The organism is Herbaspirillum sp. VT-16-41 (assembly GCF_001994935.1).
Classification (GTDB): Bacteria; Pseudomonadota; Gammaproteobacteria; order Burkholderiales; family Burkholderiaceae_D; genus Herbaspirillum; species Herbaspirillum frisingense.
This window is the reverse complement of record NZ_MUXB01000014.1, coordinates 62,735-78,402: the sequence shown is the minus strand read 5'-3', so window position 1 is coordinate 78,402 and position 15,668 is coordinate 62,735. Positions and strand designations below refer to the sequence as shown.

The window sequence follows — 15,668 nt, the reverse complement described above, 5'->3', positions numbered from 1 at the left end:
GGTCTGCTCAGTAATGTTGTGGCGCTTGCACAGATCTACCGTCGCAATCTCCTTGCTCTCTGCCTCTCGCAAGATGCTGATGATCTGTTCGTCCGTAAATCGCTTCTTCATTGAGTTCTCCTTGGCGTTAGCATAAAGAACTCACTTATCTAGTGGCTACAAAATTCGTCTCAGGTCACCCCCTTCAATTGGATATCTTATCCACCGCCTGTCGCGCCCACAGACCGACGCATCGATGGCACGACATCAAGTTGAAAACTTAGTATTCGGGGAACAAACAAGGCGCAAAGGAGCGTCCAGTGCGGCCTCAATAAATAGACAACTTAGTTTATGCACGGGCAGCCTTCGAGTTTGCGCAGGACTTATCTTATCCACAAGTCCCAAAACACTCCATCGACACCATGGCTGATGACTTGATCGAGCAACATCCGACCGAGCTCCGCGTGACCTCACCCAGGCACCGAACCCTCTAAACCACAAGACAATAAAAAAGCCGGCAATGCCGGCTTTTTCAATGAAGCAGTGCTGATGCAGTATCAGAACTTGTAAGCGACACGTGCCACAGCGAAGTTCACGCCGCCGTTGGGCTGCTTGATACCACCGTTGGAGAAGTGCTGCAGGCGGATGCCCAGGTCCAGGCCATTGCTGAACACATAGCCGGCACCGACGTGGTCGCCGAACTGGAAAGCGGTGGACAGCACCTTGTCGTTATTGCGATACAGCTTGGAGAACAGGTGCACGCCGATACCTGCTTCGCCGTAGAAACCCCTGCCATCATCACGCTGGAAGCGCAGCACCGGGGTCAGGCCCAGGTCGACCAGATTGCCGCTGTCGTTGGTGTTGTTGTAGTGGTTCATGCGCCAGTTGGCCAACGACAGATCCCAGTAGCCACCGATATGGGTGCCGTTCGATTGCCAGAAATTCCAGTTCGGGCCCCAGTTGAACTGCGCGCCCAGGCGCACCAGCTGCGTGCTATTGCCGGTACCGTATTCAACCGACACGCCGTCGATGGCGTAGCTCGGGGACTGGATGGCGAAAGCGGCGACGCCGGCAAATGCGATCTTGGCAACCAGGCTCTTCAATTTAGTCATGGATATTCTTTCAGCGCGTAAATAGTTTTGAAGGATCTTTGCGAGGATTCAGCGCAGACCGTGCAGTCCGCGATAACGCGCTATTCTCTCATAATCATCACAAAAGCATACTCGTGTGTCTGTTTTTGGCGCCTCTACGCCACATCCGCGCGCGGCCTCAGGGGCGATAGCTGTATTCCAGCCGTCCCGGCACGGCAACCCGGATCGCCAGCACGTGGCCGGAGAACGGGTACTGCGCCAGCTCTGCCTCGCTACGCCCATTGCGCCCGGTGGTAATGAACAGCGTGCGCAGATCAGGGCCGCCCAGGGCCACCATGGTCGGGCAACGTGCGGGCAGGCGAATTTCCTGCAATATCTCGCCCTGCGGCGACAGCCTCAACACCCGTCCGCCTTCGAACATCGCGCACCAGTACGCTCCTTCGCTATCCACCGCAGCGCCATCCGGACGGCCGCCGTAATCGGGCGCAGTCTTGTCGCTGTCGAACTGGCGAAGCAGGCGGCAGTTGCTGGTTTGCCCGGTGGCCAGGTCGTAGTCGTAGACATTGATCCGATGCGCCGGCGTGTTGGAGTGATACATCAGGCGCTGGTCCGGACTGAAGGCCACGCCATTGGACGTCGTCACGGCATGATGCGCATCGCGCAGGGCGTTGCGTTCGAAACAGTAGAGCGTGCCGGCCTCCCGATCGCGGGGCTCGTAAATGGTGCCGCACCAGAAACGACCGGCGGCATCGCAGCGGCCGTCGTTGAAGCGAATCCGACCGGTGTCATACGGAGCAGCCAGCATGGCCGACAAGGCGCCATTGCCGGTATTGAGATGAAACATGCCAGTACGCAGAGCCACCACCAGGCCGCCCTGGGCGTGCTTCACGATGCTGCCGGGTTCTTCCGGCATGTCCCAGCGCTGGTGTTGCTGGGTATCGAGCACCAGTCGGTGAACCGACTTGCCAGGGATATCGATCCAGTACAGCGCACCTTCCTCCGCATGCCACAAGGGCGATTCCCCCAGCAACATGGGCTCGGGTGAAATCGCGGTAATGCTGTCGGCAGAGAAACTGAAAGGCAGTGGAGGCATGAGCGTACTGGTTCACAGGAATAGGGAGGCCTCATTATGCCCCTGTGCTGCAGTTTGATAAACCTGATCAGCAAACCTCCTCTGTCACTCCCCCTGGAAAGCAGAACGGCATGCTTTACGCATGCCGCTATCCATTCGCCATCCGTTGCCCGCCAATGGTACCGAGGGCCTGAAGAACAGGTACTTCAGGCCCTCGGTACCATTTATCGCGAGTGAATCAGTTGGACCAGCCACCATCGATCATGTGGATCGAGCCGGTCGTGAAATTGGACTCATCCGAGGCCAGGTACAAGGCCAGCGCCGCCACTTCCTCCGCCTTGCCGATACGTCCCATGGGCTGACGTGCCACGAAGGCTGCGCGTACCTCGTCCTCGCTCTTGCCGGTCTCCTTGGCCTGCGTGCTGATACGCTGGTTCAGGGAGGGCGATTCGATGGTGCCTGGGCAGATCGCGTTGCAGCGCACGCCCTGTGCGACGAAGTCCGCCGCGACCGACTTCGTCAGACCGACGACGGCTGCCTTGGATGCACCATAGGCGAAGCGGTTGGCAACACCCTTCACGCTCGACGCCGCCGAGGCGATGTTGACGATCGAGCCTGCCTTCTTGGCCAGCATTCCCGGCAGCACCGCACGGATGGTGTGGAACATGGCCTTGGCATTGAGGTTGAAGGAAAAATCCCAGGCCTTGTCGTCGCATTCCAGGATATTGCCCGCCGCCACATAGCCGGCGCAGTTGAACAGTACGTCGATGGTGCCGACTTCGGCCACCAGTGCCTTGATGGCGGCATCATCGGTCACGTCCAGAATACGCGTCTCCACGCCGGCGACACCGTTGAGTGCATCGAGGTGCTGCTTGCTGATGTCGGTGGCAATCACGCGCGCTCCCTCGCGGGCGAACAGCTCGGTGGAAGCGCGGCCGATGCCTTGCGCAGCGGCGGTGATGAGGACGGTCTTGCCGGCGAGGCGGCCAGTGGATGCGGACATGCTTGTTCCTTTGCGTTTAAATGAGTTTGCGATTGGCCAGGTTCTTGAACAGCGCCGTCAGGCCGAAGGTCCACGGTGCGGTCTGGTCGCTGAAGTTGACCGTGTTCACCAACGCGCCCAACGTGGGGGTCGAGATCGTCACGATGTCGGCGACCTGGTGGGTAAAGCCCTGACCGGGGCCGAAGCGATCCTGGGTCGGCGCGAACATGGTCCCCAGGAACAGCACCAGGCCATCCGGATACTGGTGATTGGGGCCGATCGCATGTTCCACCAGCTGCAGCGGATCACGGCTGATCATGGACATCGAACTGCTACCCTTGAGCGTAAAGCCTTCGGTACCATCGACACGCATTGTAAGTTCGGCGCGACGCACATCGTCAATTGAAAAGTTTGCGTCGAACAGACGAATGAAAGGCCCCACCGCGCAGGACGCATTGTTGTCCTTGGCCTTGCCCAGCAGCAGGGCGCTGCGGCCCTCGAAATCGCGCAGGTTGACGTCGTTGCCCAGGGTCGCACCCACCACCTTGCCACGGCTGTTGATGGCCAGCACGATTTCTGGTTCCGGATTGTTCCAGGCCGATTTCGGGTGGATACCGACTTCGTCGCCCAGCCCCACCGAGGACATCGGCTGGGCCTTGGTGAAGATCTCCGCATCCGGACCGATGCCCACTTCCAGGTATTGTGACCACACGCCTTGCTCCAGCAGCACTTCCTTCAGGCGTGCCGCTTCGGGCGAGCCCGGCACGACGCTGGAGAGGTTGTCTCCGATCACCGCCGTGATGGCCTTGCGCACCGACTCTGCCTTGCCGGCGTCGCCGCGTGCCTGTTCCTCGATCACGCGCTCCAGCATGCTGGCCACGAAGGTCACGCCGCTGGCCTTGACGGCCTGCAGGTCGATGGGTGCCAGCAACCACGGGCGCGAGGTATCGCGACGACCGGCATCGGCATTGTCCAGCAGTTCCTGCAAGCTGGCGATGCGGGTCATGTTGCTGGCGGCGCGCACGGCCGCAGCAGGGTCGTCCAGCTCCAGCAGTTCGCTGGAGGTGGCCGCAATCAGGGTCAGGTCATAGGCGCCTTCGGCGTCGATCTTCACCAGCACCGGGCCTACGCCCGGTTGCCAGACACGGCCGATCAGCGTGGCCTGGGCGTGGTCTTCAGGCAGGTGTGCCTGGAGCGAAAAGGTATGTGCCATGTTCTTGTTTCCTTATGTTGGAGGCTGGCCCGGACTACACGGGAAGCGGGACTGCCGGGATGTCATGTACTGCAAGGGGGAGTAGACCAACCGCGCTCACTGCGTTTACCGCGGGCGAAGCATCCTCGCCATGAGCTGTCCCGGGGAGGAAAGGATGCTTGGCCTGCAGTCCGCCTCACCCTGTCCTGCTCGGGTGAGGCGGATAAGCTTAGTCCGGCCGTGGCCGGGCCAGGATGATCTGCATCAGGTATAGACGCCGATGTGCCAGGGCACGAACTCGTCCTGACCATAGCCATGCAGCTCGCTCTTGGTCTTCTTGCCGGACGCGGTATCGAGGATCATCTGGAAGAAGCGTTCCCCGATCTCCTGTGGGGTCACGTTGCCGTCGGCGATCTCGCCGCAGTTGATGTCCATGTCTTCTTCCTGGCGTTGCCACAGCGCCGTGTTGGTCGCCAGCTTCAGCGACGGCGAGGGTGCGCAGCCATAGGCCGAACCACGGCCGGTAGTGAAGCAGATCATGTTGGCGCCGCCGGCGACCTGGCCGGTGGCCGAGATCGGGTCGTAGCCCGGGGTATCCATGAAGACGAAGCCTTTGGCGGTCACGGTCTCGGCGTACTTGTAGACATCCACCAGATTGGTGGTGCCACCCTTGGCCACCGCACCCAGCGATTTCTCCAGAATGGTGGTCAAGCCGCCCGCCTTGTTGCCGGCCGAGGGATTATTGTTCATCTCGGCATCGTTCTTTGCGCAATATTCTTCCCACCAGGCGATGCGCGCCAGCAGCTTCTCGCCCACCTCGGACGACACCGCGCGACGCGTGAGCAGGTGTTCGGCGCCATAGATTTCAGGTGTTTCGGACAGAATCGCCGTGCCGCCGTGTTTGACCAGCAGGTCAACCGCCGCGCCCAGCGCCGGATTGGCGGTGATGCCCGAGTAGCCATCCGAACCACCGCACTGCAGGCCCAGCGTCAGGTGCTTGGCCGGCACCGGCTCGCGCTTGATGTCATTGGCCTTGGGCAGCATCTTCTTGATCTTCTCGATCCCCAGCGCCACCGTCTTGGCGGTGCCGCCCGTGCTCTGGATGGTGAAGGTATGGAAGTATTCCCCTTCCTTCAGGTTGTGGCTGTCCATCAGGCCGGAAATCTGGTTGGTCTCGCACCCCAGCCCGACCACCAGCACGGCGGCGAAGTTGGGATGGGTGGCGTAGCCCGCCAGGGTACGGCGCAGGATCTGCAACGGTTCGCCTTGCGAATCCACCGCGCAGCCCAGACCGTGTGTCAGGGCGACCACGCCGTCGATATTGGGATAGTCGGCCAGCACTTCCGGGTGGATGTCGCGACGGAAGTAGTCGGCAATGGCGCGCGCGGCTGTGGCCGAGCAGTTCACTGAAGTCAGTACACCGATGTAGTTGCGCGTGGCCACGCGGCCGTCCGGGCGCACGATGCCCATGAAGGTGGCCGGCTGTGCCACGAAATCGACCGGCTTCACGTCTGCGCCGAAATGGTGTTCACGCGAGAACTCGGCCATGGCCAGGTTATGCGTATGCACGTGCTGACCCGGCGCGATGGCCTGGCTGGCCGTGCCGATGATCTGACCGTAGCGCTTGACCGGCTCGCCCACGGCAATGGCGCGGGTGGCCATCTTGTGACCAGCGGGAATCAGACCCTGGACCTTGAGGCCGCCTTCTTCCTGCAACACGGTGCCGGAGATGAGCTGCTGGCGGGCAATGACGACATCATCGACAGGATTGAGTCGGATGACGGGAGAGGTAGCTTTCATGTTGATCTCGGTGAGAACGTGGATGCTGCGGGCTGGCCGCGGAAGCGGCGGGCGCATGCCCTGCTCCGGGGAGCAGGGCATGCCGGAAATGCGGACTTACTTGGGCGCGAACTGTGCCAGGTCAGGCATGGGGCTGCCGACCCATTGCTGATAGATGGCGGGCAGCTTGCCGTTCTTCAGGTTGGCGGTGATCCATTCGTTGAGCCACTTTTCCAGTGCCGGTTCGCCCTTGCGCAGGCCGATGGCATAGGGGATGTCCTTGATGGCGAACTTGGTTTCCAGGTTCTTGGACGGATTCTGCTTGGCGATGGCCGAGGCCAGAGAGTTCGGCGTGCACAGGGCATCGACCTGACCGGAGATGATGGCCGCGGTCACGGTGGCATCGTCGTCAAAGCGCACGATGTTGGTTCCCTTGGGGGCGAGCGGGGTCAGCAGCGAATCCTGCATGTTGCCGCGGACCACGGCCACGCGCTTGCCGACCAGGTCGTTGAGGCTCTTGATGTTCTCACCCTTGGGCGCGGCCACCACGAACTGCGAGGCGCCGTACGGCTGGGTGAAGGCCACCACCTTCTGGCGTTCCGGTGTGATCGAGAAGGACGAGATCACCATGTCGGCCTTGCCGGTCATCAGGAAGGGGATGCGGTTGGGGCCGGTGACCTGCACGATCTCCAGCTCCACGCCCATGTCCTTGGCCAGCAGACGCGCGGTTTCCACGTCCGAGCCCTGCGGCTCCAGCTTGGCATTGGTCATCCCGAACGGCGGCGCGCCCAGGTCGATGGCGATCAGCACCTTCTTGCGTGCCTTGATATCGGCCAGTGCATCGGCGTGGGCGGCCTGCGCGAAGCAAGCCAGGCCCAGCACGACGGCGGCGGCCTTCTTGGTGAAATTGAGCAGATTCTTCATTGCGGTCTCCTGAGTGGTTTATTTGATACTGCCTGAGAAAAACAAATTCTGTGCGACAAACTCTGTGCGCTCCGAAAACTCAGAGATCGCTGGACACGAACTTCTGCAACTCGGCCGTCTTCGGATTGCTGAACAGCTCATCCGGCGGGCCGACCTCCCACACCTGGCCCTGGTGCATGAAGACCAGCACGTCGGCCAGCTTGCGGGCAAAGGCCATCTCGTGCGTGACCAACACCATGGTCATGCCGCCACGGGCCAGGTCTTCCATCACCTTCAGCACTTCGGCCGTCAGTTCCGGGTCCAGCGCCGAGGTCACTTCATCGAAGAGCATCAGTTCCGGCGCCATCGCCAGCGAGCGTGCGATGGCCACGCGCTGCGCCTGGCCGCCGGAGAGCTGTTCGGGATAGGCTTCCTTCTTGTTTTCCAGTCCCACCAGCTGCAGCACCTTGTGGGCGATCTTCCTGGCTTCCTCGGTCGACATCTTCTTGATGGTGGTCAGCGCCAGCGTGATGTTGCGCTCCACCGTCAGATGCGGGAACAGGTTGTAGCTCTGGAAGACGATCCCGACCTGCTTGCGCAGTTCGCGCAGGTTGAGCCGGTCGGGATGATGGATGTCATGGCCACAGACATTGATGTCGCCGGCATCCACCTTTTCCAGTCCGTTCAGGCAGCGCAGCAGGGTGCTCTTGCCTGATCCGCTCTTGCCGATGATGGCCACCATCTGTCCCTTTTGCACATCCAGCGAAACGCCGTTCAACACCTTGTTGGTACCGAAGCTCTTGTGCAGATCCTTGATCTTAACGATTGCTGACATTCAATTTCCTTTCAAAGTGCTTGGACAGCGCCGACAGCGGGAAGCACAGGCAAAAATAGATGAGCGCGACGCAGCCGAAGACGGTGAACGGCTGGAAGGTCGAGTTGTTGATGATCTGGCCGGCACGGGACAGATCGACGAAGCCGATCACCGAGGCCAGCGAGGTGTTCTTCACGATCTGCACCATGAATCCCACCGTGGGCGGCGTGGCGATCTTGATGGCCTGCGGCAGGATCACCTTGGTCAATTGCTCGTAGCGGTTGAAGCCCAGGCATTCCGAGGCTTCCCATTGGGTCTTGGGTACCGCCTGGATGCAGCCGCGCCAGATTTCGCCGAGGAAGGCCGCGCAGTAGATTGCAAAAGAGATGCCGGCTGCTACCAACGGCGTCAGCTTGAAGCCGGCGATGGCCAGTCCGAAATAGGCCACGAACAGGATCACCAGCAGCGGAATGCCTTGCACCACCTGGATATAGCCGCTGGCGATGTTGCGCAGCAGGCGGTTGGGCGAGACCCGCCACAGCGCGATCACGAACCCGGCCACACCGCCGAAGGCAAACGCCACCAACGACAGCACCACGGTCCAGACGGCCGCCTGCAGCAGGTATTCGACGTGCAGGAAACTAAAGGAATTCATCGCCGCTCCTCACAGGTTGGTGCCAAGCTTGCGCTTGCGCACGAAGGCCAGCTGGCTGATCAGCCAGAACGCGCCACGGAACAGGAAGGACAGCGCCAGGTAGGCCACCGCGATGACCGCATAGACCTCGAAGCTGCGGAAGGTCTCCGACTGCACCAGGTTGGCGGTCGCCGTCAGCTCTTCCGCCGAAATCTGCGAGGTGATGCTGGAGGCCAGCATCAGCAGGATGAACTGGCTGGTCAGCGAGGGATAGACGCGCTCCACCGCCGGCAGCAACACCACATGCCAGTACACATGCAGACGCGACATGCCCAGGCATTCGGCCGCCTCGATCTGGCCGGGGTGGATGGAGTTGATGCCGGCGCGCATGATCTCGGTGGTGTAGGCACCGACGTTGACGGTGAGGGCGATCACGGCAGCGGTCTCGGCCGAGAGCTTCCAGCCGATGCTGGCCAGGCCGAAGAACACCAGGAACACCTGCACCAGCAGCGGGGTGTTGCGGATGATCTCGACATAGGTACGGACCAGGCCGCGCACCAGCGCCAGACGGCTCTTGCCAGCGATCGCGCACAGGGTGCCGACCACGAATCCCAGCGCGATGGACAGCGCCGAGAGCTGTATCGTCAACCAGGCGCCCATGAGCAGGCGGTCCCAGTTGGCGAAGACGCTCATGAAATCGAAGGTGTAGTTCATTGACGCTCCGATGTTCCTGGGCGGGGGATGGACATGGGCATGAGGGTGGTCTCCTTTGCAGTTTTCCTGGGGGCGGCCTCTTGTTGTGCGACTGTTGCCGCGGGCCTTGGCACGATTGCCGGGGTTGTCTGCGCCTTGCGGCGCGCCTGGGTAACGCGATCTGGACATGGCCGCTAGAGCGGCTTGACGCCTCCCGCGCGAAATGTGGATGTCACGTGTGCAATACCGTTGACTAGCGGTGCGCCGAAGTCGGGAATGCTGATCTCGATGCTGTCGCCATCTTCGGTGCGCAGGCTGTAGGCGAAGGACAGGTTGGCCGCGCCCATGAAGTGCACGTGCACGTCACCCGCGTGCAGCAGGTGCGAATACTTGAAGTAGTGGTATTCCAGGTTCTCGATGCTGTGGCACATGTTGTCCTGGCCGGTCAGGAATTCCTGTTCCCAGATCACGCGGCCCTTGCGACGGATGCGGGTCATCCCCACCAGATGGGCCGGCGGCAGCCCCACCAGCAGCTCCGGTCCGAAGCTGCAGTGACGCAGCTTGGAATGCCCCTGGTAAAGGTAATTACGACGCTCCATGACGTGGTCCGAAAACTCGTTGCCGATGGCAAAGCCCAGCCGGCGCGGGCAGCCCTGGTCATCGATCAGGTACAGGCCGACAATCTCCGGTTCCTCGCCGCCGTCGAGCGCGAAATCTGGGCGCGGCAGCGGCTGACCGGGGGCGACGACGCTGCTGCCGTCGCCCTTGTAGAACCACTCCGGCTGCACGCCCACTTGGCCCGGCGCAGGGCGGCCACCGGCGATGCCCCATTCGATCATCAGCTGGGTATCGGTCTTGTCGAGTTCATCACCTTCCAGGCGGCGATGCATCTTGTCGCGGGTGGTGGCGCTGCCCAGATGGGTGGTGCCGGCGCCGGAAACGCGGCAATGCGCCGGATCGGGATGGTCCAGCGGTGCCAGGATGCGGGCCTCGGCCAGGATGGCGGCGTAGTCTTCGGACTGGTCGGTGTTGAGCAACTGGGCCTGGCGCTCCAGCCCGGTGCTGCGCTGCAGCGCCAGCAGGGCCAGTTCGCGCATGGTCGCCACCTGGTCCAGCGCCTGGATGTGGCTGCCGTTGACGATGCCTACACGGCGCTCGCCCTTGCGGTCGCGGTATTGAATCAGCCTCACCGGGTCTCCTTGTCTGTCCGCAATGTCGGTTCTGGTTAGCCAGGCGACGAAACGGCGAGGACGATCAGGCATTCGCAGGCGGCAGGAATGTCGCGCCTACGATGGATCGGTCCTGCCAACGTCTCCTGAGCTTTTTTCACGCATCGCCTTGGCAGGCCGATAGATGCGCTAGCATTGTGGTTTTTTCCGGACCGACTATAAGAGGCGAGTACAACGATGTCCAATGAGCTTAATTCATCGGGTGATAACCAACTCGGAGATGGCGCCGGCGCGCTGCCTTCGGTGGGGTCCATCGTCAGCCGCCTGCGCTTTCGCCAGGTCGCGCTGCTGACGGCACTCGACGAGCAGGGCTCGCTGCACAAGGCGGCCGAGGTGATGCACATGACCCAGCCGGCGGCCACCAAGGCCCTGCATGAAATGGAGGATGCCCTGGGCGTAACCCTGTTCGACCGCTCGCCACGCGGCATCGAGGCCACTGAGCTGGGCCGTTGCGTGATCCGCTATGCGCGCCTGATCCAGAGCGACGTAGCCAATCTGCGCGAGGAATTGCAGAACATGATCAGCGGTCGCGGAGGCCGCCTGTCCATCGGCACCATCATGGGGGCCGCACCCTTCGTCACGCGTGCGCTCTCGCGCCTGCGCGAAATCCAGCCGGAAGTCTCCATCGAGATCAGCGAAGACACCAGCGCGCGCCAGTTGCTGCTGCTGGACCAGGGGCGCATTGATCTGATGATCGGCCGCTCCTCGGTCAGTTCGCAACCCAATCTGTACAACTATGAAATGCTGCGCGGCGAGCCCATGTGCATCGTCTGCGGTATCGACCATCCCCTGGCCACCGCCCAGAAGGTGCGCCTGCAGGAGCTGGCCGGGGCCTCCTGGATCCTGTATTCCAGCAACATGCCCATGCGCATCTGGATCGAGCACGAGTTCAAGCTGGAGGGGCTGAAGGTGCCGGGCAACGTGATCGAGACCGCCTCGCCCTTCGTGACCATCACGCTGCTGGCGCAATCGAACATGGTGGCAGTGATGCCATTGGATATCGCCCACTTCTTCGCGGCGCGGCAGATGCTGGGCATCCTGCCCGTGAACCTGAAGACGCGCATCGAGCACTACGGCATCGTCACCCGCAAGAACACCACCCTGTCGTCGCTGGCCAAGATGTTCATCCAGATCCTGCGCCAGCAAAACTGAGTGACCGATGGCCAGCAGCTGGCAGGACGGATGGGATGCTCCGCCACTCGCCATTGAGGTTTTTTTACGCGCTAGGGTTTTTCCGGATGTCGTGCAGCCGCGTTTTCCTGTTAGCCTTCGTCTGCGGTCGGGGTGACCGCATTCCCTTCTTCTCCGGTCGGCCTTCATGAATTTGCGTCTCACGCGTGCGCGCACGCGACTTGCTGCACAGCTTCCCGTTTCCTTCCAGGCTGCTGCCGCGCGCAGCGTGCTGGCGTCACTCTGCCTTGGCGCCGCCTGGCTGCTGGCCGGATGTGCCGGCCAGGCGCCAGCCGCCCCTGATGCCGCCGCCAAGCAGGCCAGGCTGGACCAGGCACTGGCGCTGTTTTCCGCCAATCCGCCCAAGGGCCTTCCTGCTGGCTGGGAACCGCTGGTCTTCACCCGCAAGAAGATTCCTACCGAATACCGTCTGGTCGATGACAATGGGCGCAGCGTGCTGCATGCCTTTGCCGACCGTGCTTCGTCCGGTCTGCGTCATCCGGTCGACATCGACATCAACAAGAAGCCCTGGCTGTCCTGGAGCTGGAAGGCCAGTGGCCTGATCCCGACGGCCGATCTCACTCACCGCGAGACCGATGATTCGCCGGTGCGCATCGTGCTGGCCTTCGATGGTGACCATGACAAGCTTTCGCTGATGGACACCATCCTCTTCGATACCGCCAAATTGCTGACCGGGCATGAGCTGCCTTATGCCACGCTGATGTATGTCTGGGATAGCAAGGCGCAGGTGGGGCAGGTGATCGCCAATGGTCGTACCGGCCGCATCCAGATGCTGGTCGCCGAGAGCGGCCCGGAGCACGTGGGCCAGTGGCGCAAGTACCAGCGCAATGTCGCCGAGGATTATGAACGTATCTTCGGCGAGAAGCCGGGACGCCTGATCGGCGTGGGGGTGTTGACCGATACCGACAATACCGGCCAGAAGATGGAAGCGTGGTACGGCGATATCCGCCTCATGCGCGAGGCGGAAACGCTGCCCTGAAGGGGGATGGCCTGAAATCAGCCGGGCCGGCCTAGACGCCGCGCCACCAGGCCGCGACGTGTCCCCAGAATCCCTTGGGGCCGTCTTCGAAGAGCCAGGGCTTCTCGCGTTTCAATTTGTCCATCATGTCCTGCTCGGCCTTTTCGGAGACATTGCCGAAGGCCCGTCCCAGCTTCAGCAGAGTGCGCATGGCCCCCAGCTTTTCGCGCGCCACCATGCCGGAGGCGTGTTCGATGGCGATGTGGGTCTCGCGCAATTCCTGCACCATGGCCGCCGCCAGCAGTGCGGCCGGGGTGCGGAGGCGCTCCTGCACCACCGAGATGCTGGTGGCCGAGGCCTTGATCTGCGCGGCCAGCACATCGATCTGGGTTTCGTCGCCCTTGGCCTGCTTGATGATGGCACTGGCCCAGGCGCGCGAGGCATTGACCAGGTCATCGGTGGTCCAGTCGTGGCGCACCGCGATCCAGAAGCCGTAATTCGCAGCCTGTTCGATCAGGATCTGCACCACATCCGGAAATTCCTTGTCCATCGCCCGTCTCGCCCAGGCGTACTGGCCCGACAGCATCAGGTGCTGTACCGCTTCTTCGGTGAGGAAATTGGTGTTCTCCGAAACCTTGGCCAACAGATAACTATCGAAGGACGGCTTGACGAAGCCCGAATCGATCTTGGTCGAGAGCCGCACGAAGTTGTGATAATCCCGCTCCAGCGAGTCGTAGATCTCGTCCTTGAGGATGAGTTTGATCTGTTTCATGCTGCTTCCCCTCGGACCGGGTCCGATGTTGTTATTCCGGCAAAATGAGCGCGATCGCTGCCGGAGTGAGAGTGATGGCGAGTGCCAACAATGATGCCGCCAGGAAAACTGTTATCGGCTCATCCACGCCGAAACTTTACCGTCGTGCCTGCTTTAGGGCTACTTCCGCCGCACCTAGTAACTGCGCAGGCCGTAGCGCTGCCGGGTTTCCGCATCCGGCAGCAATTGCTCGCGATAGAGCGCCCACGCCGGGTCTGCCTGGATCGCCGCGCTGCTTTTGCAAGCCTGGCATAGCCGGGCCTGCAGGCTGGTGGCAATGCTCTCCAGTCCGTTCGGATCGATCACATAGAAATACGATTGCTGCTGGCCCTGGCTGAACGTGGTGCCGGCGTAGAGGCTGCGGGTTTTCCTGGCGATGGCAGCGGCGATGCCATCCGACAGGGATTCCAGCCGGTCCTGGTCGGCCACGGCCGGCAGGCCGTCGCCCGTGGCCGGGGCATAGTTCACGCGGGTCACCAGCACATAGGGAAAACCGGAGAGCGGAAACGCCCGGCGCAGGCCCATGTCCAGCTTGACCGTGTAGGCCAGCCCGGCGCGCTGGGTCTGGTAGGTCCACCATTCGGCGTCCTGCTCCTGCGCCGTGGCTTGCCCTGCAAGCAGCGCGAGGAGACCCGGGACCAGCAAGGCGAAGACGCGTCGCAGCGGCAACATCAGCTCGCCAGCAGGGCCAGCAGCACCAGCAAGGCGGGCAGGCCCTGGATATAGAGGATAGAGCGCTTGGCGGTCAGGCCGCCGTAGATGCCGGCCACCAGCACGCAGATCACGAAGAAGAACTGTACGGGCCGCTCGCCGGTCGCCAGGCTCCAGAACAGCCCGGCCGCGAGGAAACCGTTATACAAGCCCTGGTTGGCCGCCAGCACGCGCGTCGCCTCGGCGGCCTGCTTCGATTGGCGGAAGGTCTTCAGTCCCAGCGGCTTGGTCCACAGGAACATCTCCAGGATCAGGATCCAGACATGCTCGATGGCGACCAGCAGCAGGAGGGCAGTGGCGAGGGTGTGCAAGGTTTCTCCCTTGTTATCGTTATCACAAATCAGGATTCAGGATGCGTGCCGAGGATCATGCCTCAAACCGTGCCGCCCGCCAATGCCGTCCGGCCTGCCGTCTTACTTCGCCTGCAGGAATTTCTCGGCCAGCCTCACCCAGTAGGTGGCGCCGATGGGCAGCAGGTCATCGTTGAAGTCATAGCTGGGGTTGTGCAGGTTGCACGGGCCCAGTCCATGACCATGATCGCGGTGACCGCCGTCGCCATTGCCCAGGAACACATAGCAGCCCGGCTTGTACTGCAGCATGAAGGCGAAATCCTCGGCCCCCATGGTCGGTTCGGTATGGGCATCGACATGATCGGCGCCGAACTGTTCGGTCAGCACCTCGACGGCGAATGCGGTCTCGGCGACGTGGTTGATCAGCGGCGGATAGTTGCGGTTGAAGCGGAAATCGACGGTGGCATCGAAGGCCGCGGCGGTGTGCTCGGCGATCTCCTGCATGCGGCGTTCGATCAGGTCCAGCACGGGCAGGCTGAAGGTGCGCACGGTGCCGACCATCATCGCCTCGTCGGGGATGACGTTGGTGGCGCTGCCGGTGTGGATCTGGGTGATCGAGACCACCGCCGGATCATTGGGGTTGATGTTGCGCGCCACGATGGTCTGCCAGGCCTGGGCGATCTGCACCGCCGTCATCACCGGATCGACCGCCTTGTGCGGTTGCGCCGCATGCGAGCCCTTGCCCTTGACGGTGACGTGGAACTCGTTGCTGGAGGCCATCTGTGCACCCGGCGTCACACCGAAATGACCGGCCGGGATGCCCGGCCAGTTGTGCATGCCGAAGACGGCGTCCATCGGGTATTTCTCGAACAGGCCATCCTGGATCATGCGCTCGGCGCCGCGTCCGCCTTCTTCGGCGGGCTGGAAGATGACATACACCGTGCCATCGAAATTGCGATGCTGCGAGAGGTAGTAGGCCGCGCCCAGCAGCATGGCGGTATGGCCGTCGTGGCCGCAGGCGTGCATCTTGCCCTCGTGGCGGGAGGCGTGGGCGAAGGTATTGATCTCGGGCATGGGCAGGGCGTCCATGTCGGCGCGCAAACCGATGGCGCGCGGGCTGTCGCCGTTCTTGATGATGCCGACCACGCCGGTCACGCCCAGGCCTCGTACTACCGGGATGCCCCATTCGGTGAGCTTCTGCGCGACCACATCGGCGGTGCGGACCTCTTCATAGGCGAGTTCGGGGTGGGCGTGGATGTCGCGGCGGATCTTCTGCAGTTCGGCCTGGAACTGGACGATGGGGTCGATGAGTTTCATGGTCTGGCTTGGTCTGGGACAG

General features: G+C 62.2%; 17 protein-coding genes. 2 read left to right on the top strand and 15 right to left on the bottom strand.

The window, feature by feature from the left end; translation table 11 throughout:
• The 11 genes from BTM36_RS00495 to araD1 all read right to left on the bottom strand — a co-directional run.
• Positions 1–111 (bottom strand): transposase (locus BTM36_RS00495; protein WP_139347008.1); only part of this gene is annotated, 111 nt, incomplete at its 3' end.
• A gap of 425 nt (positions 112–536) precedes the next feature.
• On the bottom strand, positions 537–1,091 hold the full coding sequence (locus BTM36_RS00490; protein WP_077234806.1) for an acyloxyacyl hydrolase: 555 nt from the start codon (positions 1,089–1,091) through the stop codon (positions 537–539).
• Positions 1,092–1,248: 157 nt separating this feature from the next.
• Positions 1,249–2,163 carry an SMP-30/gluconolactonase/LRE family protein gene (locus tag BTM36_RS00485; RefSeq protein ID WP_077234805.1) on the bottom strand — a complete coding sequence of 305 codons (915 nt, stop codon included), beginning with the start codon at positions 2,161–2,163 and terminating at the stop codon, positions 1,249–1,251.
• A 217-nt stretch (positions 2,164–2,380) separates the two neighbouring features.
• Positions 2,381–3,145: an SDR family oxidoreductase gene (locus BTM36_RS00480; RefSeq protein WP_077234804.1), complete on the bottom strand. Its 765-nt coding sequence runs from the start codon at positions 3,143–3,145 to the stop codon at positions 2,381–2,383.
• 16 nt (positions 3,146–3,161) lie between these two features.
• Positions 3,162–4,337, bottom strand: a complete 1,176-nt coding sequence (locus BTM36_RS00475; RefSeq protein ID WP_006461933.1) for a fumarylacetoacetate hydrolase family protein — start codon at positions 4,335–4,337, stop codon at positions 3,162–3,164.
• Between the two features lie 243 nt (positions 4,338–4,580).
• Entirely contained in the window at positions 4,581–6,116 is a 1,536-nt protein-coding gene (locus tag BTM36_RS00470) for a UxaA family hydrolase (RefSeq protein WP_039874401.1), read from the bottom strand.
• Positions 6,117–6,212: 96 nt separating this feature from the next.
• Positions 6,213–7,019: a transporter substrate-binding domain-containing protein gene (locus BTM36_RS00465; protein WP_006461935.1), complete on the bottom strand. Its 807-nt coding sequence runs from the start codon at positions 7,017–7,019 to the stop codon at positions 6,213–6,215.
• A 79-nt stretch (positions 7,020–7,098) separates the two neighbouring features.
• Positions 7,099–7,833: an amino acid ABC transporter ATP-binding protein gene (locus BTM36_RS00460; RefSeq protein WP_006461936.1), complete on the bottom strand. Its 735-nt coding sequence runs from the start codon at positions 7,831–7,833 to the stop codon at positions 7,099–7,101.
• Positions 7,817–8,467 carry an amino acid ABC transporter permease gene (locus BTM36_RS00455; RefSeq protein ID WP_006461937.1) on the bottom strand — a complete coding sequence of 217 codons (651 nt, stop codon included), beginning with the start codon at positions 8,465–8,467 and terminating at the stop codon, positions 7,817–7,819. Before BTM36_RS00455 ends, BTM36_RS00460 begins: the two co-directional genes overlap by 17 nt.
• A 9-nt stretch (positions 8,468–8,476) precedes the next feature.
• On the bottom strand, positions 8,477–9,160 hold the full coding sequence (locus BTM36_RS00450) for an amino acid ABC transporter permease (RefSeq protein WP_077234803.1): 684 nt from the start codon (positions 9,158–9,160) through the stop codon (positions 8,477–8,479).
• A 173-nt stretch (positions 9,161–9,333) separates the two neighbouring features.
• Positions 9,334–10,329, bottom strand: a complete 996-nt coding sequence (araD1, locus tag BTM36_RS00445) for an AraD1 family protein (RefSeq protein ID WP_077234802.1) — start codon at positions 10,327–10,329, stop codon at positions 9,334–9,336.
• Between the two features lie 216 nt (positions 10,330–10,545).
• Between araD1 and BTM36_RS00440 the strand changes: the two genes are divergently transcribed.
• Together BTM36_RS00440 and BTM36_RS00435 are read left to right on the top strand one after the other, a co-directional pair.
• Positions 10,546–11,520, top strand: a complete 975-nt coding sequence (locus tag BTM36_RS00440) for a LysR family transcriptional regulator (RefSeq protein WP_006461940.1) — start codon at positions 10,546–10,548, stop codon at positions 11,518–11,520.
• 247 nt (positions 11,521–11,767) lie between these two features.
• Positions 11,768–12,538, top strand: coding sequence for a DUF3047 domain-containing protein (locus BTM36_RS00435; RefSeq protein WP_077234812.1), 771 nt, complete (start codon positions 11,768–11,770; stop codon positions 12,536–12,538).
• A 31-nt stretch (positions 12,539–12,569) separates the two neighbouring features.
• Here the strand turns inward: BTM36_RS00435 and BTM36_RS00430 are convergent, their stop codons facing one another.
• The 4 genes from BTM36_RS00430 to BTM36_RS00415 form a co-directional block, all read right to left on the bottom strand.
• Complete coding sequence (locus BTM36_RS00430; protein ID WP_006461942.1) at positions 12,570–13,289, bottom strand: DUF4088 family protein; 720 nt, start codon at positions 13,287–13,289, stop codon at positions 12,570–12,572.
• A gap of 174 nt (positions 13,290–13,463) precedes the next feature.
• Positions 13,464–14,000: a DUF695 domain-containing protein gene (locus BTM36_RS00425; protein ID WP_174616792.1), complete on the bottom strand. Its 537-nt coding sequence runs from the start codon at positions 13,998–14,000 to the stop codon at positions 13,464–13,466.
• Positions 14,000–14,350: a DUF1304 domain-containing protein gene (locus tag BTM36_RS00420; RefSeq protein ID WP_077234801.1), complete on the bottom strand. Its 351-nt coding sequence runs from the start codon at positions 14,348–14,350 to the stop codon at positions 14,000–14,002. The genes BTM36_RS00425 and BTM36_RS00420 overlap by 1 nt, the downstream gene beginning before the upstream one ends.
• A gap of 102 nt (positions 14,351–14,452) precedes the next feature.
• Positions 14,453–15,646, bottom strand: a complete 1,194-nt coding sequence (locus BTM36_RS00415; protein WP_077234800.1) for a M20 aminoacylase family protein — start codon at positions 15,644–15,646, stop codon at positions 14,453–14,455.
• Between the last annotated feature and the right edge of the window lie 22 nt (positions 15,647–15,668).